The organism is Dyadobacter sp. LHD-138, assembly GCF_030929615.1.
GTDB lineage: Bacteria > Bacteroidota > Bacteroidia > Cytophagales > Spirosomataceae > Dyadobacter.
On the sequence record NZ_JAVFVU010000001.1, the window covers coordinates 80861 to 106941 of the forward strand.

The 26081-nt window shown below is 43.6% G+C and carries 22 protein-coding genes; 5 read left to right on the top strand and 17 right to left on the bottom strand.

The features are described from left to right. Positions 1 to 23: 23 nt before the first annotated feature. The 7 genes from RB622_RS00365 to RB622_RS00395 all read right to left on the bottom strand — a co-directional run bounded on the left by RB622_RS00365 (position 24) and on the right by RB622_RS00395 (position 11068). Complete coding sequence (locus RB622_RS00365) at positions 24 to 2786, bottom strand: 2-oxoglutarate dehydrogenase E1 component (RefSeq protein WP_308044483.1); 2763 nt, start codon at positions 2784 to 2786, stop codon at positions 24 to 26. A gap of 112 nt (positions 2787 to 2898) precedes the next feature. Beyond that, a complete protein-coding gene (locus tag RB622_RS00370) occupies positions 2899 to 3831 on the bottom strand; it encodes a PorP/SprF family type IX secretion system membrane protein (RefSeq protein ID WP_308044484.1) in 933 nt (310 codons plus the stop codon). Between the two features lie 104 nt (positions 3832 to 3935). Then, positions 3936 to 7142, bottom strand: a complete 3207-nt coding sequence (locus RB622_RS00375; protein ID WP_308044485.1) for a hypothetical protein — start codon at positions 7140 to 7142, stop codon at positions 3936 to 3938. Between the two features lie 16 nt (positions 7143 to 7158). After that, on the bottom strand, positions 7159 to 8238 hold the full coding sequence (locus RB622_RS00380) for an FAD-binding oxidoreductase (RefSeq protein WP_308044486.1): 1080 nt from the start codon (positions 8236 to 8238) through the stop codon (positions 7159 to 7161). Then, positions 8235 to 8948 carry a (d)CMP kinase gene (gene cmk / locus RB622_RS00385; protein WP_308044487.1) on the bottom strand — a complete coding sequence of 238 codons (714 nt, stop codon included), beginning with the start codon at positions 8946 to 8948 and terminating at the stop codon, positions 8235 to 8237. The genes RB622_RS00380 and cmk overlap by 4 nt, the downstream gene beginning before the upstream one ends. A gap of 144 nt (positions 8949 to 9092) precedes the next feature. Then, the gene (locus RB622_RS00390; protein WP_308044488.1) at positions 9093 to 9677 is read right to left on the bottom strand and encodes an LUD domain-containing protein; all 585 of its coding nucleotides are present in this window, start codon (positions 9675 to 9677) and stop codon (positions 9093 to 9095) included. 17 nt (positions 9678 to 9694) lie between these two features. Then, positions 9695 to 11068, bottom strand: a complete 1374-nt coding sequence (locus tag RB622_RS00395) for a lactate utilization protein B (protein WP_308044489.1) — start codon at positions 11066 to 11068, stop codon at positions 9695 to 9697. Between the two features lie 242 nt (positions 11069 to 11310). Here RB622_RS00395 and RB622_RS00400 point away from each other — a divergent pair, with 242 nt between their 5' ends. Next, positions 11311 to 11706 (top strand): hypothetical protein, encoded by a 396-nt coding sequence (locus RB622_RS00400; RefSeq protein WP_308044490.1) that lies wholly within the window; start codon positions 11311 to 11313, stop codon positions 11704 to 11706. A gap of 53 nt (positions 11707 to 11759) precedes the next feature. Here RB622_RS00400 and RB622_RS00405 read toward each other — a convergent pair whose 3' ends face one another. The 7 genes from RB622_RS00405 to RB622_RS00435 form a co-directional block, all read right to left on the bottom strand. Further along, positions 11760 to 12536: a (Fe-S)-binding protein gene (locus RB622_RS00405; protein WP_308044491.1), complete on the bottom strand. Its 777-nt coding sequence runs from the start codon at positions 12534 to 12536 to the stop codon at positions 11760 to 11762. Positions 12537 to 12539: 3 nt separating this feature from the next. Then, complete coding sequence (locus RB622_RS00410) at positions 12540 to 13322, bottom strand: endonuclease/exonuclease/phosphatase family protein (RefSeq protein WP_308044492.1); 783 nt, start codon at positions 13320 to 13322, stop codon at positions 12540 to 12542. 188 nt (positions 13323 to 13510) lie between these two features. After that, positions 13511 to 13843 (bottom strand): L-rhamnose mutarotase, encoded by a 333-nt coding sequence (locus tag RB622_RS00415; RefSeq protein ID WP_308044493.1) that lies wholly within the window; start codon positions 13841 to 13843, stop codon positions 13511 to 13513. A gap of 12 nt (positions 13844 to 13855) precedes the next feature. Further along, a complete protein-coding gene (locus RB622_RS00420; protein WP_308044494.1) occupies positions 13856 to 14683 on the bottom strand; it encodes an amidohydrolase family protein in 828 nt (275 codons plus the stop codon). 60 nt (positions 14684 to 14743) lie between these two features. Beyond that, positions 14744 to 15607, bottom strand: coding sequence for a fumarylacetoacetate hydrolase family protein (locus RB622_RS00425; RefSeq protein WP_308044495.1), 864 nt, complete (start codon positions 15605 to 15607; stop codon positions 14744 to 14746). A gap of 157 nt (positions 15608 to 15764) precedes the next feature. After that, positions 15765 to 16538, bottom strand: coding sequence for an SDR family oxidoreductase (locus tag RB622_RS00430; RefSeq protein ID WP_308044496.1), 774 nt, complete (start codon positions 16536 to 16538; stop codon positions 15765 to 15767). A 108-nt stretch (positions 16539 to 16646) separates the two neighbouring features. Then, positions 16647 to 18299, bottom strand: coding sequence for an altronate dehydratase family protein (locus tag RB622_RS00435; RefSeq protein WP_308044497.1), 1653 nt, complete (start codon positions 18297 to 18299; stop codon positions 16647 to 16649). A gap of 323 nt (positions 18300 to 18622) precedes the next feature. Between RB622_RS00435 and RB622_RS00440 the strand changes: the two genes are divergently transcribed. The 4 genes from RB622_RS00440 (at position 18623) to RB622_RS00455 (ending at position 23588) form a co-directional block, all read left to right on the top strand. Continuing rightward, complete coding sequence (locus RB622_RS00440) at positions 18623 to 19504, top strand: AraC family transcriptional regulator (RefSeq protein ID WP_308044498.1); 882 nt, start codon at positions 18623 to 18625, stop codon at positions 19502 to 19504. 261 nt (positions 19505 to 19765) lie between these two features. After that, positions 19766 to 21400: an adenine deaminase gene (gene ade / locus RB622_RS00445; RefSeq protein WP_308044499.1), complete on the top strand. Its 1635-nt coding sequence runs from the start codon at positions 19766 to 19768 to the stop codon at positions 21398 to 21400. A gap of 156 nt (positions 21401 to 21556) precedes the next feature. Then, complete coding sequence (locus RB622_RS00450; RefSeq protein WP_090341629.1) at positions 21557 to 22138, top strand: RNA polymerase sigma factor; 582 nt, start codon at positions 21557 to 21559, stop codon at positions 22136 to 22138. Positions 22139 to 22313: 175 nt separating this feature from the next. Further along, entirely contained in the window at positions 22314 to 23588 is a 1275-nt protein-coding gene (locus RB622_RS00455) for a replication-associated recombination protein A (protein WP_409021406.1), read from the top strand. A gap of 37 nt (positions 23589 to 23625) precedes the next feature. Here RB622_RS00455 and RB622_RS00460 read toward each other — a convergent pair whose 3' ends face one another. The 3 genes from RB622_RS00460 to RB622_RS00470 all read right to left on the bottom strand — a co-directional run bounded on the left by RB622_RS00460 (position 23626) and on the right by RB622_RS00470 (position 26072). Further along, on the bottom strand, positions 23626 to 24144 hold the full coding sequence (locus tag RB622_RS00460) for a DUF892 family protein (protein WP_308044500.1): 519 nt from the start codon (positions 24142 to 24144) through the stop codon (positions 23626 to 23628). A 604-nt stretch (positions 24145 to 24748) separates the two neighbouring features. Next, complete coding sequence (locus RB622_RS00465; protein ID WP_308044501.1) at positions 24749 to 25027, bottom strand: filamentous hemagglutinin; 279 nt, start codon at positions 25025 to 25027, stop codon at positions 24749 to 24751. 274 nt (positions 25028 to 25301) lie between these two features. Continuing rightward, a complete protein-coding gene (locus tag RB622_RS00470) occupies positions 25302 to 26072 on the bottom strand; it encodes a ThuA domain-containing protein (protein WP_308044502.1) in 771 nt (256 codons plus the stop codon). Between the last annotated feature and the right edge of the window lie 9 nt (positions 26073 to 26081).

A 26081-nucleotide genomic window follows, 5' to 3' on the forward strand; every position in this document is an offset into this window, starting at 1 on the left:
GTCTTTAATAACTACTTGAATATCTATTCAAATGCCCTGCGAATAATTTCTGCCTGTTCCTGCGCATGGATTTTAGCAAATCCTGTCGATGGCGACGCACTTGAACGGCGCGCAATTACTTCCAATGGTTTGCTGCCATTGTACATACGGAGCATGAACGTCCAGCCACCCATGTTAAAAGGCTCTTCCTGTACCCAAAATACTTTCGCATTTTCATAAAGTGCAAGATGTTCATCTATTTGTTTTTGCGGGAAAGGATGCATTTGCTCCAAACGAATGATGGCAACATCATCACGCTTATCTTTTTGCTGTCTTTCATACAATTCATAATACAGCTTTCCTGTACATAACAACACCTTTGTCACCTTTTTAGGATCAACAAAACTATCTCCAATTGTTTCCTTAAATGTTCCAGCTGTCAGATCTTCTAGCGGTGACACGCAAAGCGGATGTCTCAACATCGACTTTGGCGACATCACGATCAAAGGTTTGCGGAACGGGAATTTCAACTGACGGCGCATCAGGTGGAAGAAGTTAGCCGGCGTGGTCACGTTTGCAACAATAATGTTGTAATCCGCTGCCAACTGGAGGTAACGTTCCGGACGGGCGTTGGAGTGTTCCGGGCCCTGGCCTTCATATCCGTGCGGAAGAAGCATCACAAGACCGGTCCAGCGATCCCATTTCGTTTCACTTGAAGAAACAAACTGGTCAATAATTACCTGCGCACCATTGGCAAAATCACCAAACTGAGCTTCCCAGATCACCAGCGCATTCGGGTTTGCCATCGAATATCCGAACTCGAAACCAAGTACGGCATACTCCGACAAAAGTGAATTATAAACCATGAAAGGTCCCTGCCCCTCCTGAATATGCGCTAAACTGTTGTAAGAATCATTATTTTCAACGTCGTGCAAAACAGCATGACGGTGAGAGAAAGTACCGCGTTGAACATCCTGACCGCTTAAACGAACGATATTTCCTTCCGTCAAAATTGATCCGTAAGCAAGTAACTCGGCAGTTGCCCAGTTTACCTCCTTCTTCTGGAAAATCATTTGTTCACGATCTTTCAGAAGTTTGTCAATTTGTTTCAGTCTATGGAAACCTTCCGGTGTACTGGTCAGTGCCTTTCCAACTTTTTCAAGTACTTCAAGCGCAACACCTGTTTCTGGCGATTTCTCAAAATCTATCGGTGTAGACTTTCTAAGCGTATGCCATTCTTGTTCCAATTTTGGTAAAACATACGGCAATGCTTTTTGTTTTACCATGTCAAGACGCTCCTGAAGCAACGTCTTGAATTCTTTATCCATATTGGCTGCCAGCTGGGCATCCACATCACCACGGTCCGCAAGTGTTTTCTGATAGATCTCACGTGGATTTTGGTGATTTTCAATCGACTTATAAAGAACCGGCTGCGTAAACTTAGGTTCATCTGCCTCGTTGTGTCCATGACGACGATAGCAAACCATATCGATGAAGATATCCTTGTTGAATGTCTGACGATATTCAACAGCCAGTCGCATACAGAACACAACCGCCTCAGGATCATCACCATTGACGTGAAGAACCGGCGCATCAACAATTTTGGCAATATCCGTACAATAAATACTTGAACGCGCATCAACAAAATCAGTTGTAAAACCAACCTGGTTATTGATTACGAAATGAATCGTACCACCTGTATAATATCCGTTAAGACCGGACATCTGTGTTACTTCATATACGATACCCTGGCCTGCAACCGCAGCATCTCCGTGAATAATCACCGGAAGCACGCGATCATAATCCGACTCGTACATGCCGTCGGCTCTTGCGCGGATATAACCTTCAACAACCGGATTTACCGCTTCAAGGTGAGATGGGTTGGGTGCCAGTTTCAAATGAACCTGGTTTCCATTTTCAGCAGTGATCTGACTTGCATAACCCATGTGGTATTTCACATCGCCATCTCCCCAAACCTGATCAGGCAAATTACCTTCAAATTCGTTGAAGATCTGTCCGTAAGTTTTCTGCATCACGTTGGCCAGCACGTTCAGTCGTCCACGGTGAGCCATCCCGATCATTACCTCAACCACACCCATTTCCGCAGCTTTGTTGATCATTGCGTCAAGGGCCGGAATCGTCGTTTCCCCACCTTCCAGTGAGAAACGTTTCTGACCAAGATATTTCGTATGAAGGAAATTCTCAAAAACAACGGCCTCGTTCAACTTCGAAAGAATATGTTTTTTTTCATCGATCGAGAAGGACATGTTAAGCGCTTCCTTTTCGATTTTCTTCCGTAACCAGTTCTTTTGCTCGCGGTCACGGATATAGAGATATTCAAATCCGATGTTTCCTGAATAGATCGTTTGCAGCGAATCTACAATTTCACGCAGGGTGGCAGGACGTCCGAAAACTTCTGTCCCAGCCTCAAAAACAGAATCCAAATCCTCAGGTCCAAGACTAAAATCGCTCAGTTCCAATTGTGGTTTGCGGTCTTTTCTCTTTTGGATCGGGTTAGTAGTAGCCAGTAAGTGCCCTCTTGAACGGTATCCACGAATTAAGTGCACCACCTCCATTTCCTTTCGGATCTGAGCTGCGTCCACCTTGCCGGCGGGTGCTACTTCTTTTCCATTCGTGGCACCATTGGCATATCCTTTGCCGTTGGCAGGGTACTTTTGATAAAAATCAAACCCTTCAAAAAACTTTTGCCAACCTTCGTCTACGGAGGTTGAATCTTGCTTATAGGAATTGTATAATTCCTCTATGTAAGCGGCGTCGGAATTTGCTATATATGTATATTTATCCATCACAAATGTGATTATTTCATTTACCCCGCAAAGTTACGAGACTTATGTAAACAAAACGCAAAAAATCTCCTTTTTACTAAACATGAAAGTAGATATTCCTATATTGTTTGTCTCAATACTTTTGGAACCCATTCGGGTTTGGAACAAACTTCAACATTAGCTCGTGAATTCCCTTAGGTTCGCTACTAGTGGCGTTAAATTGCTCGATTTGTTTGGTGCTGTAAAAATACCCAAGCCTTACATTGCGCCCGACCATCACTTCGGCCGATAATTGTAAATAATTAATATTTGAACCTCCATAAGAATACCCTCCGCCTGTACGATAAGTTGCTCCTACACCTACTTTTTCATTGAACCAAACCCGGCCGCCGACATCAACTCTTAGCTTGTAATCTTTTTCCTGAACCAGAAGCAGATTTGGCAAAAGTTTGACATCATCAGCAAGATCATAACTCCCACCAACCATCACATACAAAGGACGGCGGTAATAAGTAGCGATCTGCTGCTGGCCAAAACTTTGCGATAAAAGCTCAGGCTTAGACACGCCCAGGTACAAATTCTCAGAGCGAAGCCAGGCTCCTATCCCTACACTTCCCAAAGCCCTGTTGTTGCTGTTCAAAGAAGAACCCACATCGAAAACTGGCAATAAGTTAATACCGCCCTGGCCGCCTAAAGCCAGTTTCCATGTATCGGAAATCGCCAGGTGATAGGCAAAGGAGGCAGAAAACGCAGTGGTCGTAAAATAACTCGTCTGGTCATTTAACGCCTGAAACCCGACTCCGAATTTACCATTCCCAAAAGTACCGTCAGCCGCAAAAGTCTGGCTTGTAGGAGAATTAGGGATTGTAAACCATTTACGGCGAAACATAGCCGTCATATTAAATGTTTCTCTTACACCGGTAAAAGCCGGGTTGATGGCCATCGGATTTTGCAAATACTGTTCGTATAAAACTTCTCTTTGCGCGTATGTTTTACCTGCGCTAAAACCAAAAATGGCAAGTATAGTTAAGAAAGAAAAAATGCGGCTCTGGAAACTTGTCATCATTATCGATTGTAGGGAATAAGTTTGGCACTATGACAAAAAAATGGCACGAGAATCACTCTCCTGCCATTTGTAACACATTAAATTTATTATTTTTCAAACATCACTTAAAAATCGTATCCCAAAGTTACATAAGGAATCGGTTTGTTGGTATATCCGTTATCAACGCCCCAGGCATAATCGAATTTCACGTAAATACCGAAGACCGTCGTACGCGCGCCAATTCCATAACCCATCAGATATGGATTTTTGTAATTGGTCACCGTTGCCTTCCATGGTTCTTCAACGCTGCCAATAATCTCTGTATTCAAACTGCTATTCTCGCTGAATGGCCCTTTTCCAGTCCAGGCCGTACCAATATCACCAAATCCTACGATTTGGAAGTTACGCAGCGTACTTGAAGTAATAGCGCCCCGGTACAGGTATTTGATCAATGGAACACGAAGCTCTGCATTTAACAACATATAGCTCGTTCCTGACATGCGGTTCAGATTAAACCCACGCAAATTCGTCGCAAAATCCGTGAAGAAAATATCCCGGTTGTCCTTACTGAAATCCAGCGCATTGGTACCACTGGTACGGGAATCCTTTTTATTACCGATCCAGTTTTCCATACCGCCCATAACACTTTGTTTAGCCGCTTTACCTCCTGAATGGCTCATGGCAATCCTTGTTGCAAAAATCACATCGCGATGTACTTTCTGATAATGTCTTAAATCCAGACTTACGCGATTAAAGCTTTCGTTGCCGTTGGATAAGCCTAGATAATTATCATAGCGTATTTTAAAGCGGGTTCCCTGCATCATATTCATACCGCTTTTACGGGTATTGTCAAATACAAATTCCGTTCTTAATCCACCATAATTCGACTTCAAGTCGGGATTTGACAAGATCAGATCGATCATCCGGGTTGATGTAAACATCGGCGAAACGGTAAACCGGCTGGTTGTCGAGAACGGATAAGATGCAGAAATCATTACCTGGTTAAAACGGTATTTCTGAGGGGCAACTTCTGAATCATAATACAATGCCTTCCTGTCAATACGCACGCCGAAATCAATACGGTGCACATTATTATTGTATTCCGCAAAAAGATCACTATTTCTGAAATTGGAAGAAATAAACAGTCCCGCCTTGATCACATGATTTTCCAACAGGTCATTCATTGAAATCGACTGCGCATAACCAAATCCTCTGATCGGATCGATGCGCCAGTCGGAACTGGCATCATTGGTAATAAATAAACCTTTGTAGTTGTAAGGGCCTTTGATGGCTATATTTTCACGCGTTGCCCGGGTTCTGCTTAAAGTACCTGGCGACGACGGGAACGTTCCTCTTCGCTGACGTGATTCGAATGTTTTCAAAACATCCTCATCAAACTGATAATTATCCGTATCAACTTCCCCTTCTTTTAAAACCAGTTTAGGCACTTCCGTTTTCACAGGCGCTTTCGCCGAATCAGGTTTTGCGGCCGCTGCGGATTTGGTTCCGTCACCAGCAACATCTTCTTTCAACAATGACGGCGTATCCACAGATGTATTGCCATCAAAACCATTTTTAAAGGCAGCCGTATTGTAGCCATCATTAAGATATGTATAAGCAATAGCCCCCCCGGATTTCAGCGTGATGTCTGCATTTCGGATGCTTTGAAAGTAATTGGTTATCTGCGTGCTGGTGTTGGAAGCCCTGTTGTATTTAAAAACATTACTTACTCCTTTTGCATTGGACAGGTAATACACATCATTATCATCTGCATAAACCGGCGCCACTTTCACTTTCGGGTCAGCAGGAGTTAATCTTGCCAGGGTTTCCGCGCGCGGGGAGCCGTCGTGTTCAAATACCGATAAACCAGCGGAAAGCGTTTTAAAATTTCCTTTGTCGATGCCCAGCGAATCGGTCGGGCGGTTCGAAGCAAAAACAACTTTTCTGGAAGACCCCTGAACAAATCTCGGGGAAACATCGTCGTACAAGTCATTGGTCAGTGCAATCAGGGACGTGCGCGATACGCTAACCAGGAACAAATCATTTTGTCCGTTCTTGTCCGCACTAACCGCCAGCATCGTTCCGTCCGATGAAATATCCATATCGCTAATCTGATCCAGTCCGCGAATATTTCTTTTCAGCTTTATCTTGATTTTCTTCGAATCCAGATTTTCGTAGAGATAAAAATTCTGACGGCCGTTTTCAGAAGCCAGAATCGCCAGTGTATTGTTTCTTGACCAACCTAAAAGCGGCGGCTGTGTTTTCATTCTTCCACCAATGATATCAAGTTTGCCCTGGCGGATTATTTTTTTAGATCCTGATTCACTGTTAAAGAGATAAACCCGGTAACGTCCGTTCTTGATCTCGCTAACGGCTGTCCATTTTTTATCCGGTGATATTTTAATGGCCGCATTGGCGTCATTGGCCGTCACCTCGTTTAATTTATATTTCCAGGCTGGTTTTGGATCAGTATAAAACTGCTCCGCTTTTTTATTAATGTTCAGATAATAGGCACGCCAATCTCTTAAAAAACGGTTGTATGAAGGAACACCCAAGGTACTGGTAATACTCGTTTGCTCTGTACGGATAATCCGGGTCAGGTTAAGAATATCGGAAATTTTATCTTTTCCATAACGTTCTGCGATATAATTCCAGATCGAGTGACCGATCAGCGCTGCGTCGTTTCCGGTAAGGAGCGTCGGTTTTCTCACATTACGATTTTTCAGAAAATCCCGCATGTAATCGTTAAGCTCCGGTGACCAGCCTTCTGAAATATACGCCGCCGCGCCTGACATAAACCATTCGGGAAGGGTAAGTAAAAGCGAACTTTGCAGCGCTTCCTTCATATTTCCGCCATAGAGCATATCATATACGAACAGCAAACTGATGTCCTTAACCAGCTTCTTTCTGAAACCAATCTGATCGCCCGTGTAAGCAACCTCTACACGAGACTGGCGCAGGTCAAGCTTTTTGTCTTCAAGATTATCAAAAGTTGACAATCCCATATTACTTTGTTCAAGTTCCTGCGGAGAATTATACAGGAAAATTTTCACGCGGTTATAAGGCGTCCAGCCTAAAACATCCGTAATTTTATCAAACTCACTTTCAGCATATTGCGCCGTAAGCTTAGCCAATGCCGTACCTCCCTGGTAGTGATAAATTTCAAAATTGGTCGTTCTGAAAATCTTCCAGTTGAAGGTTTTGTATTGCACACGGTTTTTCCCGAATACCTCCTGAGAAGGATAACGCTGTGCGGTCGTCTCCACGCTTGCAAAAAGAAGCGCAAAAAAAGTACCCGATAAGGTTAGCTTGTGTATAATTTTTATTCTCATTTTTCTCTTGCTTACTTCAACGGAAATATAACGAAAAATACCTCTTAATATTCACTGTTTCGCTCAATTCTTTATCCATTTCCAGATATTCTGTAAACTGGTTCGCAAAAAAAGGTGCAAGTGTGACACCCTTTGTTCCAAGACCATTAAAAATACCCACCCTTGGATTCCCGGGATGGATACCGACCATAGGTCTGCGGTCATGAGAGGAGGGGCGAATTCCAGCCAGCTGACCGGTAATGATATACGACACTTTCAACAAAGGTTTCAGCTTGCCTTCCAGCTCCTGAGCGGCAGCGTCAGTGGTTTCCCAATCCAAAGGATCCCATGAATAAGTTGCCCCAACCCTGCAATGCGTGTCTGAAACGGGGAGAATAAAAATACCCTGATTTACAATCTGATTACCGGCCAATTTCTCAGTTTCAATTTCCAGTATCTGCCCTTTCACCGGCGTAAAAGGAAGCCAGTTAAACCAGTCATTGTCTCTTGCATTAAAGCCCTGGCAAAGAATAACCTTGTCAAAGCGAAAATCTTTCCAACGGACATCATCCTCAGAAACAACCAGATCAGCGGCATCAAAAGGCGATTCGATATATTGACTGATACTTTGGAAATAGTCACGGCTTTTGTCCAGTAACAAAGGAAGATCCACCCAACCGGAACGGATTACTTCCATCCCGCCAAACGGCGCGTGAACATGTTCAGGAACATTTTGCTGTCCGGACGCTGGCCTGATGTATTTTGAAATTCCCGGATCGGCTGTTTGGGCCAGATATGAATTTTGCTCTTCAATGGAGCGGAACGGCCGGAAAATAGAGGCCTCATGCAAAACTTTCACACCCAGCTTTTCTTCCAGTCCGCTATAAAATTGTTGGGCATAGGGAAACAGATCATCCGCCAGCCAGGTTTTAACAAGCTTTTTACCGGTCAGCGGATTAAAAATTCCGGCAGCAACTTTTGAAGAGGATGGCAGAGACGAGTCATTTACCAACAAAACCCTTTTACCGGTTTCATGTAAATGCCAGGCCAGTGAAGTACCGGCGATGCCCTGCCCTACAATCAGATAATCATAAAACTTATCAGGGTTTGCTGTCATGAAATGTCATTTATTTCACGACTACGAAGTACCAAACCTATTTGTTCATCTGCCAGCCGCACCACCATTTCCACCTGTTCATCCAGCGTCATCAGCGAGTTATCGATGTAAATCGCATCTTCTGCCTGCCTTAACGGACTTTCATCACGGGTCGTATCGATATGGTCACGCATTTTCAGATTTTCAGCAATTTCTGCCAAACCGATCAGCTCACCTTTTCCCAGCAGTTCAAGCTGGCGGCGCTGTGCACGGATCATCGAATCGGCCGTCATGAATATTTTTAGTTCAGCCTGGGGAAAAACAACCGTACCAATATCGCGGCCGTCCATGACAAGCCCCTTGCTTTTTCCCATCCGCTGCTGCTGGGCTACCAGCGCGTGGCGCACATCACCGATGGCACTCACCGTACTGACCTGTTCAGAAACATACATTTTCCGGATTTCGTCTTCTACATTAAGTCCGTTCAGGTAAGTATCATTGGTACCTTTTTCCTTATGGCGGCGAAATGTGATATGAATATCGCTCAGCGCTTTTTGAATTTCCCTGGGATTGGAAATCGAAATATGATTCTGAATAAAAAATAATGTCACTGCCCGATACATAGCTCCTGTATCGATGTATGCGTAATTCAGCTGCTGAGCAACCTGCTTGGCCGTTGTGCTCTTTCCGCAGCTGGAATATCCATCAATCGCAACAATTATTTTGGGCATACTTTCAAGGTTTAACAGCTGGCCGGATTGCCCGGTCAGGATCTAAAATGCAAAATACTATTATCTGCAAAAGTATAAGAAAGTAAGCGGGAGACGAACTTTTTTATATACTTACTTGAAAACAACCTTCACTACATTTTCTAACTAATTCTCCACTAAAAAGATAACCATACTCCGGGCGCCATGTGCACCGATCACCAGCGACTGTTCAATATCGGCAGTTTTAGAAGGACCTGCAATAAAGCAGCCCCAGCCCGTCGTGTCTGAAAGTCTTTTGTAAGCATCGTGCATGTTGTTGACCAGCGCATTTCTGGGAATAACAAAAGCAAGATTCTGCGTAATGAAGGGCAAAACACGATGCTGCAAATGATTATCCGAAATCCAGACCGCACCATTTTCGGCTACACCAAACTCAGCTTGCAGGATGGCAATTTCCACCATTTCGAGCTCGTGGGGATCCTCCACCTGTAAACTAAAATCAGCCCAAGAAGACAACTCGGCAACCGTTGTTACCTTATTGACAACACCCGCATACATTTCTTCCACCTTTTCCTTAAGCTCGGCAAGCGAGTCAACCACGATCACCTCCGTATAAATGGCTTTTAAAATCTCTTTAAATTTTACTTCCGTATTTTCATAACCGCTATCAAAAGTATAATGCAGCGGCAAGAAAGTTTCGGAAGGTTTGTTCAGCTTTACCTGCTGAAGAATTTGTTCACGTGAGCTCATGATTTTCTTATCCTAAATTATTTGCGGTTTCTGACGTACCAATCCCTGAAACTTTCCTTTGGCGGTTCGGGCATTTCGCGCTGTTTGTACCAGGGGTTCAGCGAATTGTTTACCATAAATGGCAGGGTCCGCATTACAGAACGCCCCAACCTGCCCGACCACTGGTAAAACCGGGGCTGCGACAGCACCATAGACATGGCCTTAATCCCTATTTCCTTGGCCTGCGGCACATGCCCGCCCTGGACCAAAACCTGCCTCCATTTATAAAGCTGGTCATGGATATCGATTTTAACGGGACAAACATTCGAGCAGCTTCCGCACAGCGTACTGGCAAAAGGAAGATCCGCATTTTTGGTCATATCCAGATTGGGTGCCAGAATCGAGCCGATCGGACCGGCTACTGCATTGTGATAACTGTGCCCTCCGCTTCTGCGGTAAACCGGACAAGTGTTCATGCAAGCACCGCAACGGATACATTTCAGTGAATTACGAAAATCCGCACGGCCCAGCTGGGTACTTCTTCCGTTATCGACAATAACCAAATGCATTTCCTGCCCCTCACGCGGCGTTTTGAAATGACTGCTGTACGTGGTGATCGGCTGGCCCGTTGCACTTCTGGCGAGCAATCTTAAAAAAACACCCAGATGCGCCTGCAACGGAACAATTTTCTCAAAACCCATGCATGCAATATGTACGTCGGCCAGGTGCGCGCCCATATCGGCATTTCCTTCATTGGTACACACGACAAACGCGCCTGTTTCGGCAACGGCAAAATTCACGCCGGTAAGTGCCGCTCTCCGGGTAAGAAATTTATCACGTAAATGCTGACGGGCTGCTTCTGTCAGATACTGCGGATCGGTCGCGCCGGCATCTGTTCCCAAATGCTCATGAAAAAGATCGCCTATATCTTTCTTCTTTAAATGAATGGCAGGCAACACAATATGGCTTGGAGGTTCCTGACGAAGCTGAACGATCCTTTCTCCAAGATCGGTATCAATCACCTCGATACCATTTTGGGAAAGAAATTCATTCATATGACATTCCTCGGTAAGCATCGATTTGCTTTTGACCATCCGGTCAATCTTGTGCTGTTTGAGGATAGCCAGTACAATTTCGTTATGCTCCTTGGCATCCGCCGCCCAGTGCACATGCACACCATTGGCTTTTGCATTTTTCTCAAAGGCTTCAAGCAGATCGTCCATATGAGAAAGTACGTAATCCTTTATCTGTGAAGCAGTCTCCCTTAACGCTTCCCATTCGGGCAACAGTTTGGAAGAAATGTCCCGCTTTTTACGCACGAACCACAAGGTTTCGTCATGCCAGTCTACATAGGATTCGTCTTTATTGAAGGTCTCTGAGGCCTCGGCATGATCAATTACAGCTTTCGACATGGTTTGTTAACAAATAGATAATAGTATTTTTTAAAGAATCTCAATTACACTTTTCACATTCATTGCATTATTCCAAGTTAGATAATTGTTAAATAAACAACTTTTTACAAATCACAAAGAAGGCTATTTTACTGTATTGCAATATGTTGTAATTTTGATTCAACAAAGTTTTTTGATCGGGGCATCAGAGTCTGATCAAAGTTTTATTTAACTTTTTTTAGACACAATTAAATTCCACTCCTATGAAAACCAAAAACACGCTCTTTTCAGCTGCCTTGATTGGTATGCTAATATCAGGTTCAGCATTTACAGTAAATGCACAAACCGCCATCGCAACTGCGGACAAAACTGAGTCAACCAATAACAAGTTGAACGTCCTGCAAGTTAAACCAATGCAATTCCGAGTTTCCTATAATAATGCACAAGCAAACACAGTAGTGGTACGTATTCTGGACACAGACAAAAATGTTCTTTTTTCAGAAAACAAACGTGCTACACCGAGTTATGTGAAATATTTCGATCTTTCGACGCTTTTGGACGGTACTTATACCTTCGAAATTACGGACGGAAAAGAGAAGTCTTCACAAACGTTTGATATCCTGACAAAAACGAGCCGCGTCGTTTCTTCAATCAACTAACGACTGAGGCTTCTCAGATTCTGGATTCCGTAAACTTTGTAAAATGCCGGTGCTCAATGATTGGGTACCGGTATTTGTTTTACAGCACTGTTCAAAATTTCGGCAATGTGCTTGACCTGAACAGCGGAATTTTTTCTTTTCAAAATACCTTCCAAATGAAGCAGGCAGCTCATGTCTGATCCGGTAATGTATTCGGCATTGTGACGGATATGGTCAGAAACACGGTCTTTCCCCATTTTTACCGAAACGGCTTCTTCGCTCACACAAAACGTTCCTCCGAAACCACAGCACTCATCTTTTCGATCCAGCTCGATCAATTCCAGGCCCTGGACCTTACGCAGCAATGTCTCAGGTTTGTTATAGGGTGCCGCATTCAGCTCCGACATTTGCGAAAGATGCAGTCCACGCTGCCCGTGACAGCCCTGATGCAAACCAACACGATGCGGAAAGTCAGCGGCGATTTCATCAATTTTCAATACATCGGTAATAAATTCGACAAGCTCATAAACTTTCCTGCGAAACTTTTTGGATTCGTCCGGGCGGTTTTCCAGCTTTAAGTGGTCCTTGATATGCAGCACGCAGCTTCCCGAAGGAGACACGACATAATCAAATTCCGCAAATGAATCGTAAATCAAATTGTTGCAATCCTTGGTCAGATGTTCAAACCCCGAGTTTGCCATCGGCTGCCCGCAGCAAGTCTGATTTAACGGAAAACCGACTTTACAACCCAGTTTTTCCAATAATTCCAGCGTTGCAATGCCAACCTGCGGATAAAACTGGTCTACGTAACAAGGAATAAATAATCCGATTTTCAAATGTGAATAATCCATATTTTACCAAAATTCAATCGTTGCCATAATGGGATAATGATCAGAAACTTCCGGGTGATTTTTAATCACCTTATATTTCTTCACGCGCACCTTATTGTTCATCAATACAAAAATATAATCGAGCCTGTCGCCGGGAAGGCCTTCACTCCATGTTTCCATCTGAGAGCCGCGGGCAGCATCCTGCCACTTTTTCCGGAACGAAAAATAAGGCTGTTCGTTAGGTCGCGCGCCCATGTCCATCCCCAACACCACCGGCTGAATACTCGACTCCAGTAACCGGTTTACAAAAGCAGCCTGCAGCGCCCTGTCCACGACGGAAGCATATTCCAGACGCGCGTTACAAAACCGGAAAGTCAGATTTTTAGCGACGCGGATCAGTCCGCATTGCAAGACTCTGGCATCCGATCCTTTTGTCATGGGCAAATTAAACTTTTGCGTTTTTTCAAAAGGCCATTTCGACAATAGGCCTACCCCCTGAGACCCATGTTCCGTACTATCTGCTACACCATATGCATAATACATGCCCGTCTGGATAGCAAGCTGTCGCATTTGAAACTGTACTTTTCCGTTATTTTTTAAACTGTCTACTGCCTGTAAGGCAATCAACTGAGGCGAGTTTTCTTTTATTATTTTCAAAATCCCCATCAGATTTGACTCGTCGTTCAAATCCAGGCCATGGCGGACATTGAAACTCATGACTTTGATCTCAACCGGCCGACGAGCCTGTGAAGAGAACAACGTGATGGTTAAGCATATTAAGCTGATAATCAGTACTAACTTTTTCAATCTATCAAATAGCTAAGTAAAACGACTCCTGTCAAACCGTAATTTAAAACCATTGGATTAAAAAATTACAATCTGTCTTTGGTTAATTCCTAAGAAGGTTCTACCTAATTTCTGTTGAGTAACGCTGGTCTTTGCTAGTTTTAAAAGCTATTTTTCAATTGTGGCTAAACCCTTTGTATAAAATTCTGCTAAACCAAAGCAAAAATCTTATCCATCAAAATCCATTTTTCCCCTTCCTTGGCCGAGGGCAGGGCTTGCTGGTATTTCCACATAAGCTGCTCCCAAACCTGGACATCCGGGTTGGCTGCATCCATGGCCGTTTTTGTTTCAAAACTGAAATCATCGACTGTTTCCATGATCATGAAAAGTCTGTTTTCAATCCGGTAAAGTTCCATCTGCGTTATACCAGCATCCAGAATACTTTTCCTGATCTCCGGACGTGGCACGCGGTGATGCTCTTCGTACTCCGCAATCATTTTAGCGTCGTTGACCAAATCCAGGGCGAGGCAATATCTTTTCATCTTTATTTTTCTTTAATCGAGCGAATAAAACTTAACTGCATTTTCTCCCCAGATCTTATTCTGTTCGTTTTTTGAAAGCTTCGACACGTAATGAGTCAAGACATCCTTCATTGCCCCATACTCGGCAGCGACCAAACATACAGGCCAGTCAGAGCCAAACATCAGGCGGTTTGTTCCAAATGCTTCAAACACAACATCCAGGTAAGGCACAAAATCAGCATGCTGCCAGGAATACCAGTCTGCCTCCGTCACCATGCCTGAAACTTTACAGCTGACATTCGGAAGCTCGGCCAGTTTTTTAATATCCTTCGCCCAAGCTTCAATCTCACCCTTTTTGATATAAGGCTTCGCTATATGGTCGAGCACAAAACGTACATTGGGAAGCTGTTTTGCAAAAGTATAACTGGCTTCAAGCTGCGTCGGATAAACCAGAATATCATAGGTAAAGTCAAATGCAACCAACTGCCCTACCCCTTTTACAAAATCGGATTGAAGCAGAAAGTCATCTGGTTCGCCCTGTACAATATGCCTGAAACCTTTCAGCTTCTCAAACTGCGAGTAAACCTCCAGGCGCTCATACAAATTCTCTGCACGAAGATCTATCCAGCCTACGACGCCTTTGATAAAATCATCGGCCTCGGCAAACTGCAACAAAAATTCCGTTTCGGTATTGGACTGATCAGCCTGAACCGCGACGCACCCATCCACACCATTTTGCTCCAAAACAGGTTTCAAATCTGACGGCAGGAAGTTCTTACGGATTTTTTCCATTTCCGGCGAAATCCAGGAATCTCTTACCGGATCATAAATCCAGAAATGCTGATGGGAATCGATTACCATTTTTTAAATTTTATGTTGCTTCGCTATGGAAAACAAGTTTCCATAGCGAAAAATGCTTGTCTAAACTGCTTTGTAAGCAACGGCTTCCTGCTTTTGCTCTCCCAACCCTTCGATTCCAAGCGCAACGATATCGCCTGGTTTCAAATAAAGCTGTGGTTTCATACCCAACCCTACTCCGGCTGGCGTTCCTGTCGAAATCACATCACCCGGAAGCAGCGTCATAAACTGGCTCAGGTAACTTACCAAAAAACCAACCTGGAAGATCATATCAGAAGTATTGCTATCCTGGATTTTTTTTCCGTTTAATGATAACCACAGATCAAGGTTATTGGCATTTGGAATATCCGAAGTGGTAACCAAATACGGCCCGATTGGCGCAAAAGTGTCATTACTTTTCCCTTTTACCCATTGTCCGCCACGTTCCAGCTGATATGCGCGTTCTGAATAATCGTTATGAACAGCATAACCAGCCACATAACTCAAGGCGTCGGCTTCTTCCACGTAACTCGCTTTTTTACCAATCACCACGGCTAGCTCAACTTCCCAGTCTGTTTTTTCAGAACCACGCGGAATAACAACCTGATCATTTGGTCCCACGAGGGCAGAGGTCGATTTAAAAAATACGATCGGCTCTTTTGGAAGCTCTGTTGCACCGGATTCATAAGCGTGTTTCGCATAATTCATCCCGATACAAACAATTTTAGAAGGACGGGCAATGCACGAGCCGAAACGAAACCCAGGCTCCAGACGTGGCGCAGATGCCGCGTTTGCAGTCAGCCAGTCAGCCAGACGATTCAATCCGTCGGTTGCAAAAAATTTCTCATTATAATCTTCACCAAAAGCAGACACATCCAGCAACTCGCCATTTGATAATGCTACACCAGGTTTTTCTTGTTCGTAAGCGCCAAAGCGGAAAAGTTTCATAGGTTCTAGATTTTGGCTATTAGCTTTTAGCCGTTAGCTTCTGGCAAGTAGCCGTTTTATAGGTAATAAAAGTTTTGTTTTTAACTTTTGAGATTTATATTTTTATCTATTCAGTTTCTGACTGCTGGCTATTAGCCTACCGCTAAAAGCTAAAATTCTAGTTATTCAATTTCTCAAATCCCCCATCAATCAAATAGTCGCAACCCGTGATGAAAGACGCTTCGTCCGAGCATAAGTATAACGCCAGCGCGCCGATTTCGGAAGGTTTAGCCATTCTGCCGATTGGCTGTGTTTTCGAGAGTTTTTCAAACATTTCAGCTTCCTGTCCCGGATAATTTTTAGAAATAAATCCATCCACAAAAGGGGTATGCACCCGCGCTGGAGAAACGCTGTTGCAGCGGATTCCATCGGCCAGATAATCCCTAGCAACAGACAAAGTCATCGAGTAAACTGCTCCTTTGGCCGTTGAATAAGCAAAACGGTCCGGTATCCCGACAGTCGCCGCAATGGACGCCATGTTCAGAATAACACCACCACCTGCTTTTTTCAAATGCGGAATTACAGCAAACAGACAGTTATAAACTCCTTTGACATTAACGTTTATCACGCGGTCAAAATCCGTTTCAGCGGTATTGTCCGCCCGCCCGACATGTGCAATCCCGGCGTTATTGACAAGAATATTGATCGTCTGTTTTTCAGCGATTCCGTCAATAACCTTTACAACGTCAGCTTGTTTTGATATATCAATGGCGTGCGCCTCTGCACTGCCACCTTCTTTTTTTATATCTTCTGCAACCTGATTGGCAAGATCAATATTGAGTTCCAGAATGTGAACATGCGCTCCCTGTTTCGCGAAAGTCTGCGAAATGGCCAGGCCAATTCCGCTTGCGCCTCCCGTTACCAAAGCCACTTTGCCGGTTAAATTAAACATGTATTTTACAATTAAATATTAAGATCAGCAATCTGAATGAAAAGGCTGCTGATTAAAAACTTTACTCCCCGGGATGAATCCCGGGGCTACAATATGCGTTACAACTGCCTAAAGTGATACGCCTCTTTTCCATGGAATAAAGTCGTCCTGGCCCAACTGCTGTGCTTTTGTCAGTTCACCGCTGGCAACCTTGATCACATATTCCAGTAAATGGTCAGCATTTTGTTCCAGAGACTGAGAGCCATCCACAACCGGACCGCAGTCAAAATCAATCACATCCGGCATACGGTTTGCCAAAATAGTATTGGTTGCCACTTTTGCAACCGGACAGATCGGATTACCTGTCGGTGTGCCCAATCCCGTTGTGAAAAGGATGATATTCGCACCAGCCGCCGTTTGTCCGGTTGTCGCTTCTACGTCGTTCCCAGGCGTACAAACCAAAGCTAAACCTGGCTCTATCGCCCTTTCCGTATAATTTAAAACATCAGTAATGTAAGCATTCCCTCCTTTTTTGGCAGCACCGGCCGATTTAATCGCATCGGTAATCAGGCCGTCTTTGATATTGCCCGGCGATGGATTAAAGGCAAATGCAGAACCTACGGCTTCGGCTTTGCCGGCATAGTCGCGCATCAGTTTTTCAAACTTGGCAGCCTTTTCTTCAGTAACACAACGGTTAAGCAATTCCTGCTCCACGCCGTTAAGTTCAGGGAATTCGGCTAGAAGCGTTTGGCCGCCCAAGCCTACCACAATATCAGATAAATGCCCTAAGACCGGATTCGCAGAAATTCCTGAAAAACCATCAGAACCTCCACATTTAAGCCCCACCGAAAGTTTTGACAACGGCGCAGGCTGACGTTCCTGCTTGTTCATTTCCGTCAGGCCAAGGAAAGTTGACTTGATCGCACCGGAAACCAGTGAATACTCAGTTCCTTTCTGATGCTCAAAAGCATAAAACGGCTTGTTAAAATTCGGATCACGTTTTTTGATTTCGTCCTCCAAAGTTTGAAGTTCAGAATTCTGACAACCCAGGCTCAAAACCGTAATCCCCGCAACGTTCGGATGCACGGCATAAGCCGCAAAAAGCGCGCATAAGGTATTAGCATCCGTGCGCGTGCCTCCGCAACCGCCTTCGTGCGTCAGGAATTTGATTCCGTCCACATTCGGGAAAGGGCGATTTTTTGTCTGCTGCTCCCGGGTTGGCTCCGTAAAACCGCCCAGATTTTGCATACGTGACATATCACCCGACTGATACGCTTTCAAAAATTCAGCTACCTGTCCGCGGTACATATCCGTTTGCGCATAACCAAGCTCACGCTCAAAAGCGTCTTTCATGATCAGTACGTTCCGGTTTTCACAAAATACCAGGGGAAGTACCAGCCAGTAATTGTAAGTACCCACACGGCCGTCGGCACGGTGATATCCGTTAAAAGTCCTGCCCTGCCAGCGGCTTACATCGGGCTGGGTGTATAAATATGGTTTACGGTTCGCAGTGCTGTAATCCTGTGAATCGTGTTTCAAATTAAAAGTCGTAATCGGCTCACCGCGCTTGATCGGCTGCTTGGCTCTTCCCACCAAAACACCGTACATAATGATTGCACCGCCCGTTTCAATATCTTCCGTTACAAACTTATGTTTGGAAGAAACGCCATAAGGCAAAAGATAACGCACGCCATCCCACTCCGCCTCGGCACCTGTCGGGATATCCCTTAATGCTACGATGACATTATCAGCAGGATGAATTTTTAAAAGATTGGACGCCATAGTCTCAATAGAAATAAGTATTAATAAATGTTCATGATGTGAATCTGAAATAACTCCACGCAAAAGGAATGCACTCCTCTGTTAACAGAGACGAGGTATTCGGCTTTTACCCGGCATAGCTAAAGCATACATCTTTATTATATACTGCAAATATGCCGAAATAGTACATGTTGTTATCCAAAATAAAAATACCAATATTTCTTATTGAATTTTAATACAAATGAATAGAAATATAAAGAGGCGTTGTTTCATAATTATAGCAAATTTTTCAATAATTTTGGCACAAATGTTAACCTAACTGATAAAATCTTGTCATTTGAACTGTGAAACCGCAATTACTCAAAGTTCCTAAGGGTTTACAGCAATCGTTTAGCATCAGAAGGGATGTAGTTTTATACTTCTACAACCGCTGGCATTATCATCCGGAAATTGAACTGGTGCACATCGAACAGGGCTCCGGAACGCAATTTGTAGGCGACAATATCCAGAACTTCCAAAGCGGCGATCTGCTTTTAATCGGTCCGAATTTGCCGCATTACTGGCGCTGTGACGAAAAATATTTCAAGGGAGATTCCAAGCTCTATGCCCAGGCGACTGTGCTGCATTTCTCTGCGGATCTGTTTGGCGATACATTTCGAAACCTTCCGGAAAACAAGGCAATCAATGAACTGCTCGACAAAGCCAAGTGGGGCATGAAACTTTTGGGAAAGGAAAATCAGCAGATCAAAACTTTGCTGCAAAACCTGCTGGACCAGACTGATGGAAATCCTGTCATCTCCTTATTGCAGATTTTGGAAACACTTGCGCATAGCAAAGACATCAAGCTGCTTTCCAACAGCCATTATCAGGAGGAATACGACCAGCACGACGAGGATCGCATCAACCAGATCTATAAATATTCACTCAGTAATTTCCAGCAAAAAATCACGATTGAGGAAATCGCTGAAATTGCCAACATTAGCCCCAATTCATTCTGTCGGTATTTTAAAAGCCGCAGCCGGAAAACGTATTCGCAGTTCCTGCTTGAACTTCGGATCGGTCACGCATGCAAACTGCTAATCGACGGAAAACTGAGCGTGGCGCAGATCTGTTACGAAAGCGGCTTTAATAACTTTGCCAATTTCAACCGGTATTTTAAAATCCATACCGGAAAAAGTCCGCTGCAATACCAAAAAGGATATCGGGCCAGTTCGCTGATTTCCTGACTATTTTTTAGTTTCCCCATCTTTTAACTTTCAGACTATTGCTTTCTGCCTTCGTTACCGGTCCGACGGCGGAAAAGCCGTCGGACCGGGCGACCCCGTCGGATGGCTTTTTCGCCCATCCGACGGGTAAAAAAACACAGCCAGCAAGGGTAAAAAATCCCCTCAGACAATAAAGATTTCCTTTCCGGTTGCATTAAAATAGATTATAGCAGACCTTGCAGATTCAATACAACCAGGTATTTGCCAAAATCTGATCATCAAATGAAAGCCAACCTTATCAACATCTTTGATAAAACCATTCAGGAAGCTGAAATCACGGTTAAAAACTCGCTTATTGAAAACATATATATAATAGGAAAAGAGAACGCAAATCTGCCTTATATTTTACCCGGATTTGTAGATGCGCATGTACACATAGAAAGCGCTATGCTCACACCGTCACAATTCGCCAGGCTGGCCGTGGTTCACGGATCGGTCGCGACTGTTTCCGACCCGCATGAGATTGCCAATGTTATCGGTGTGAAAGGGGTTGAATACATGATCGAAGACGGAAAACGTGTCCCGTTTAAATTCTGTTTTGGCGCGCCCTCCTGTGTTCCTGCGACCGTTTTTGAAACGGCAGGCGCCGTTGTTGATCCGGAAGATATAAAAAAAATGCTGGCAAGTGATGATATTGGTTATCTTGCCGAGGTTATGAATTTTCCGGGCGTTTTAAATGGTGATCCTGATATGGTCGCCAAAATCAACTGGGCAAAACATTTTAACAAGCCTATCGACGGACACGCGCCCGGACTTCGCGGAGAAGCGGCCCGACAATATGCAGCCAACGGCATCTCTACCGATCATGAATGTTTTACCTATGAAGAAGCCAGAGAAAAGATTGGTTATGGTGTAAAAATCCTGATTCGTGAAGGAAGTGCCGCCAGAAATTTCGATGCGTTAATTCCACTGCTGGCCGAATTCCCGGACCTCATCATGTTCTGCTCCGACGATAAACATCCTGACAATCTGGTGGAGGGCCACATCAACGTTCTGATCAAAAGAGCATTAGCACTGGGTCATGATATCTGGCATATTTTACAAGCGGCCTGTATAAATCCAGTTGAACATTATAATCTTCCCGTAGGGCTTTTACGTGAAAAAGATCCGGCTGATTTTGTTGTCATCAATAACATCATTGACTTTAACATCCTCCAAACCTATCTGGATGGCGTGCTAGTAGCCGAAAACGGAGTTTCACTTTTGCCTGATCTTCGCAGTAAACATATCAACCAGTTTAATTGCAGCCCGAAAAAGCCGGAAGATTTCGCCTGCCCGGTTTCGACACAAACCAGCGGAAAGCTCCGTGTGATTGAAGCCCTGGAAGGTCAGCTGATCACCAATGCACTGGTTGAAAATTATAAAACCGAAGGAAATTTCATCGTCTCTGATACCGATCAGGATATCTTAAAGATAGCCGTTGTCAACCGTTATCAAAACTTAGCGCCGGCGATTGCTTTCATCAAGAATTTTGGTTTAAAGCAGGGCGCCATCGCCTCGACGGTCGCCCACGACTCTCATAACATTATCGTCGTTGGCTGTGACGACAATAGTATTTGTGAGGCCGTCAATTTATTAATTGAAGCTAAAGGTGGCGTATCGGCTGTCGGAACCGGCGAAAAACATATGCTGCCCCTTCCGATTGCCGGACTTATGACCGATGTTGACGGCTATGCGGTCGCGGAATCGTACACGAAAATTGACCAGTTTGTAAAAACGCAGCTAAAGTCCACATTAAAGTCGCCATACATGACTTTATCTTTTATGGCTTTACTGGTAATTCCTTCTATTAAACTAAGTGACAAAGGCCTTTTTGACGGTGACAAGTTTGAATTTGTACCTTTGATGGTACAATAAGTTACTTAATTGACTATAATTGCATGATTAATCTATTGGATGTAATTTTTTCTTGAAAATATTTTTTAAATACGTTTTTTTATAAATATATTTACAAGTGTAAAAATGACCCTTAATAATTATCATTCCTAACCTTAGTTAATTCCTAACCTTACAATGGCTCACTTACGCTACAAACAAGAAGAAGAACTTTGTTTTTGGGATCAGTTCAGAAAAGGAGACGAAAACGCTTATGCATGCCTTTACCGCTCATACGTTCACATCCTTTACCAGTACTGCTCACAGTTTACGATTGATAAGCCGCTTATTAAGGATTGCATTCACGATTTATTTGTGGAACTCTGGAGAAACCGAACAACGCTGGGTGACACCACATCTGTTCGGTTTTATCTTATGGCCTCGATTAAGAGGAAATTAGTTCGTCATTTGAACGCACAGCAAAAGCATACAAGCAATGAGGATATTCCGGTGGAATACTGGCACATTCACACGCCATCTCATGAAAACCATATGATTTCCGAGGAAGAATTTGACTCGACAAATCAACATTTAAACGTTGCGATCAACGGCTTGCCGCGTCGCCAGCGTGAGGCAATTTTCCTGAAATTCTATATGAATCTCAACAACCATGAAATTGCTGACCTGATGAAGATCAACATACAATCGGTTTATAACCTAGTATTTGGCGCATTGGGAAATTTAAAAAAACAAATGACCTTAGACCGACTTACATTCTGATCTGAAAATATTTTTACATTTGAGAGAAAGCGTAGCAATTCTGTTACGCTTTTTTTATTTCCGCTTCGCTGAAAACATAGGCCGTTAACGTTTTGGGCCTATTTTTAAGAAATTGAATGCATCCGTCACAACTGTTGTTATTAAAATACAACAAACAAAACCAAGTTCCTTAACTATGATATCCCCGATTGCCACACCTCTTGCCGAAAGATTACGCCCGCATGTGCTGGACGACTACATCGGACAGGAAAAATTACTTGGTAAAAACGGACCTTTAAGAAGAGCGATTTTACAAAATACGATCCCTTCCATGATTTTCTGGGGGCCTCCCGGTGTTGGAAAAACAACGCTGGCTCTTTTATTATCCAACGCTACGAAAAGACAGTTTTATAATCTGAGCGCTATTAGTTCGGGGGTAAAAGAATTGCGTGAAATATTGGCGCGGCCTTCCGGTTTGTTTCCTCCTATTTTATTCATAGACGAGATCCATCGTTACAACAAAAACCAGCAGGACGCTTTATTGGGTGCGGTGGAAAAAGGCCAGGTAACGCTGATTGGTGCCACGACTGAAAATCCATCCTTTGAAATAAATTCTGCTTTGCTATCGCGGTGCCAGGTTTATATTCTGGAAGCTTTTGGCGAAGAGGAGCTAAAAGCCATCATCAACCGTGCTTTGGAAAAGGACGAATGGCTCAAACAAAAAAAGATAACTTTTACTTCTTACAACGCCCTCCTGCGGCTTTCGGGAGGTGACGGCAGAAAACTGCTTAACCTGCTTGAACTGGTTGTATTGGGAAAAGGCGAGGTCGAAGAAATCGAAATTACGGATGAATGGGTAACCGAAGTAGCCCAGCAAAACATTGCCCGCTATGATAAATCCGGCGAGCAGCATTATGATATCATCTCCGCTTTCATAAAATCACTGCGTGGAAGTGATCCCAACGGAGCCGTTTACTGGATGGCCCGCATGATCGTGGCCGGTGAAGATCCCTCATTTATTGCCCGCAGAATGCTCATCATGGCATCTGAGGATATTGGCAACGCCAATCCAACGGCGATGATCATGGCCAACGCCTGTATGCAGGCCGTGAATGTCATCGGATATCCGGAATCCAGGATTATCTTATCCCAGGTTGCCATTTATCTGGCCACCTCACCAAAAAGCAATGCGAGTTATCTGGCCATAGCGGATGCTATTGAAGCCGCAAAAAATTCGGCTCATTTGCCCGTTCCGCTTCATTTACGTAATGCGCCGACAAAACTGATGAAGCAGATCGGCTATGGGAAAGAGTATAAATACGCGCACAATTACGAAGGAAATTTTGCCAAACAGAATTTCTTACCTGACGAATTGAAAGGAACGAAGTTGTTTGAGCCCGGAAATAATGCACGAGAGGAGGAAATACGAAGAAAGCTTCAACATTGGTGGAGCGACTGGTACGAATACTGACTTACTCCGGTGTAATGGCCTGATTCAAAACTTCTGATCACGAATTTGAATCAGGCACCTTTTTAGCATCGCGGTTTTTCAATAGTTTTTCAGCCAGCTTTGTCAGATACTGGTGATTGTTTTTTTCTTCTCCGGCAGCAGAGGTCAAAATCTCCGTAACCTCATCAATATTCAGATCATCCACCAACTCGACCAGATGATCGTAAGAGACAACCCTCAGATTTTTCAAATCATTGATGTCAATTCGCCGTTTTTCCATTTGCATGTTATCTGTCTTAACCGGTTGGGACTCCAAATTAACTTTAATCTCCGCTTTTACCGGACTTTCCGGTCGCGGTTCCTTGATTTCAACTTTGGGAAAAACTGATTCCAGATTCTTAACATGCTCGTCCGTTTGCTTCCAAATACTTTTCAGCGCTTTTGTTAATTTTTCCATATTCGACCTTGTTTCCATCTCTCGTAATGCCTCCTCAATTTTCTTTTCGCCAAAATAACTATTTCTGAAGTCAGACAGAAACAGTTCCTGGTATTTAATTTTCTTTTGATTCTTTTCCATAGATAGCGTGTAATAACTTATAGATAATAAAATTTATTCTACAATTCTACAAACTTTATTCTATACAACCACAAATCCAACAACTTAATTAATTCATTTATAGGACGTAAAAAAAGAAAAAAAGTCATCCTACCTATATCGAAATATTCCAAAAACAATTAAACTTTATTAATTCAAAATCATCGTGGCAAGTTATACTTGGGTAAATCCTTCTTCAAAAGACAGGTCTAAAAAAAATAATAACCAGATAAATCCGATGCACACTTGTCGCCGATAACCTGGGACCTGCATCGTATTTTTGTTCATTAATTGTTGAATTAGAAAGAATATTGATCAAAAAGAATATCCAAACGCTGTAATTTTTAACCTTATTAAAACCAAAAATATAACCCTTGAAATAGATTTTACTGATGCCGGGCCTAAGTAGTGTGTAAATTGGGCATTCAAAAAATTTCCTGAATTATTTATAATAATGCAGGAACAAGCGAGGAGCATAAGCGTTTAGGTGTTAACACATTTACAATCGAAAAAATTTTATTTGTACGTAAAAAAAAGCCAACCGCAGATTGGTCGACTTTAGTTAAACATTAAATCAAGACAGGTCTTATAACAACGGCTCGTCACGCTCTTTTCCCGGCAGTGGCTCCGGACTTATTTCCGGCTCATCAGGCCTTCCAGGCGGTAACTCCGGCTCGGGTACCACTGGCGGCGTTTCAGGTTCCTTTTCCCATGGCGGAGTTTCCTGAGGAATCTCCGGGTTCGGATATTCCGGTTGCGGGTCACGCGGTGGCGTTTCGGCCGGGCTTAACGGATCTGGATGCTGATATCCCTGGCTTACGACCGACTGTTCTGATCCGTCACCCGGGTTAATTATCTTTTTCATGATATAGCTGTTAAAAAAATAAGAATGCAGTATTCTTTACCACATTCTTAAAATAACCATGCCTCATTTTTATCGTCTAAATCAGGCTGTTCAATTAAACTTTTCGTTTACATAAGCTGTTTCACCACCCTGTATTGTGCTTTAAGCTGGGGTTAACATCCAGCGGAAAATGTCAAAAACGGTCGTAAACTTACCGAAAATCACCCTTCCCAAGCGTTTTTACCAATGAAAAACGAATTGCAAGAAGGGTGATGTATTAAAAACCCGATATGCTCTACTTTTGCGCAGCCCAGAAAACAGCGTTTTTGAAAAGCGTTGTATAGGCTTCGTTTTCAAAAAGATCCGGCGAATGCCCCATGAAAATATAAACGTTTTTTGCCGCAACCTTAGAATTTGACCAAACCACCGGATGATCGCCCATCTTTATTTTAGAATCGGGCCGGTAGGTTGTTTCATCCACGCTGGCAAGTACTTTTACATTGGGACGCGGGCTTTTATCGTAGATATACCACTCCTCGGTTTTGATCGTAAAATTTAAAGGAACACCCTTCATAACCGGGTGTGTTTTATCCTCCACCCTAACCTTCCCGGAAGCAAAAGTCGGGATGTAATTTTTGTATTTGATGCCGCCCATAAACTCCGAAAACCAGTTCCACATCGGATAACCGTCAAATTCGCCCAGCAAAGTCGCGTGGTGAAAACCGATCCAGCCACCCTTTGCTTCCTTGATATACTTTTCAAAAGCGGCACCTGCTGTCGGTGTCCAGGCGTAGGGCGGAAAATCAAGCTGGATAAAAAGCTGATACTGGCTTAAAAATGCATCATTGATTTTCTCCGTGTTTTCAATGTAATCAATGGCGAAATTGTTTTCTGCCGCCAGCTTGTCCAGCCATATCCTTGCCGCTTTTGAATACTGGATATGATGCCCCCCGTTTTCAGCGATGGCAATGACTTTAAAGGCTGGTTTGATCTGTGCGAAAGTCGCCTGATTAAAAAAAATAATCAGGCCAATCGCAAAGGCAACGGTTTTCATTACTATTTTCATGAAAAGTCC

Bases quoted from the DNA above. Each gene is read 5' to 3' on its own strand.
- RB622_RS00365 (WP_308044483.1), bottom strand. From the start codon at position 2,786: ATGGATAAATATACATATATAGCAAATTCCGACGCCGCTTACATAGAG.
- RB622_RS00370 (WP_308044484.1), bottom strand. From the start codon at position 3,831: ATGATGACAAGTTTCCAGAGCCGCATTTTTTCTTTCTTAACTATACTT.
- RB622_RS00375 (WP_308044485.1), bottom strand. From the start codon at position 7,142: ATGAGAATAAAAATTATACACAAGCTAACCTTATCGGGTACTTTTTTT.
- RB622_RS00380 (WP_308044486.1), bottom strand. From the start codon at position 8,238: ATGACAGCAAACCCTGATAAGTTTTATGATTATCTGATTGTAGGGCAG.
- cmk (WP_308044487.1), bottom strand. From the start codon at position 8,948: ATGCCCAAAATAATTGTTGCGATTGATGGATATTCCAGCTGCGGAAAG.
- RB622_RS00390 (WP_308044488.1), bottom strand. From the start codon at position 9,677: ATGAGCTCACGTGAACAAATTCTTCAGCAGGTAAAGCTGAACAAACCT.
- RB622_RS00395 (WP_308044489.1), bottom strand. From the start codon at position 11,068: ATGTCGAAAGCTGTAATTGATCATGCCGAGGCCTCAGAGACCTTCAAT.
- RB622_RS00400 (WP_308044490.1), top strand. From the start codon at position 11,311: ATGAAAACCAAAAACACGCTCTTTTCAGCTGCCTTGATTGGTATGCTA.
- RB622_RS00405 (WP_308044491.1), bottom strand. From the start codon at position 12,536: ATGGATTATTCACATTTGAAAATCGGATTATTTATTCCTTGTTACGTA.
- RB622_RS00415 (WP_308044493.1), bottom strand. From the start codon at position 13,843: ATGAAAAGATATTGCCTCGCCCTGGATTTGGTCAACGACGCTAAAATG.
- RB622_RS00420 (WP_308044494.1), bottom strand. From the start codon at position 14,683: ATGGTAATCGATTCCCATCAGCATTTCTGGATTTATGATCCGGTAAGA.
- RB622_RS00425 (WP_308044495.1), bottom strand. From the start codon at position 15,607: ATGAAACTTTTCCGCTTTGGCGCTTACGAACAAGAAAAACCTGGTGTA.
- RB622_RS00430 (WP_308044496.1), bottom strand. From the start codon at position 16,538: ATGTTTAATTTAACCGGCAAAGTGGCTTTGGTAACGGGAGGCGCAAGC.
- RB622_RS00435 (WP_308044497.1), bottom strand. From the start codon at position 18,299: ATGGCGTCCAATCTTTTAAAAATTCATCCTGCTGATAATGTCATCGTA.
- ade (WP_308044499.1), top strand. From the start codon at position 19,766: ATGAAAGCCAACCTTATCAACATCTTTGATAAAACCATTCAGGAAGCT.
- RB622_RS00450 (WP_090341629.1), top strand. From the start codon at position 21,557: ATGGCTCACTTACGCTACAAACAAGAAGAAGAACTTTGTTTTTGGGAT.
- RB622_RS00455 (WP_409021406.1), top strand. From the start codon at position 22,314: ATGATATCCCCGATTGCCACACCTCTTGCCGAAAGATTACGCCCGCAT.
- RB622_RS00460 (WP_308044500.1), bottom strand. From the start codon at position 24,144: ATGGAAAAGAATCAAAAGAAAATTAAATACCAGGAACTGTTTCTGTCT.
- RB622_RS00465 (WP_308044501.1), bottom strand. From the start codon at position 25,027: ATGAAAAAGATAATTAACCCGGGTGACGGATCAGAACAGTCGGTCGTA.
- RB622_RS00470 (WP_308044502.1), bottom strand. From the start codon at position 26,072: ATGAAAATAGTAATGAAAACCGTTGCCTTTGCGATTGGCCTGATTATT.